This is a genomic window from Bacteroides sp. 214 (genome assembly GCF_010501015.1).
In the GTDB taxonomy this organism is placed as follows: domain Bacteria; phylum Bacteroidota; class Bacteroidia; order Bacteroidales; family Bacteroidaceae; genus Bacteroides.
Window position 1 is genome coordinate 1 of record NZ_QVML01000066.1, and the last position, 306, is coordinate 306.

At 41.8% G+C, this 306-nt stretch carries 1 pseudogene; it reads right to left on the bottom strand.

From position 1 onward, the window contains the following. A pseudogene (locus D0T50_RS13850) lies at positions 1-77 on the bottom strand (phospholipid phosphatase); the annotation flags it as partial. Positions 78-306 lie beyond the last annotated feature (229 nt).

The window sequence follows — 306 nt, forward strand, 5'->3', positions numbered from 1 at the left end:
ATAAAGTCGGGATGATGTGTAGGACGAAAACGATGAAAATAGGGTTTGCAAACTCCCGAAGCAAATTGGTCGCAAAGTATACTTAAACGTTCGTCGCCGTCGTTGGTATTTGGTAGCCACTGTGATCTACACGAAAACTAACTTGTTGATGTACAGTGTTTCTATCTATATCAGTATCTGAACTTCCACCCACTGCCCGTTAGTCCCCATAAGGGTGACGTGCAGCGCTTGATAACCATTGCTATTGACAGTATCAAAGGATTAAATCTCTTTAATGTGTTCCAGTCAGTACTTGGTTTCATAGCT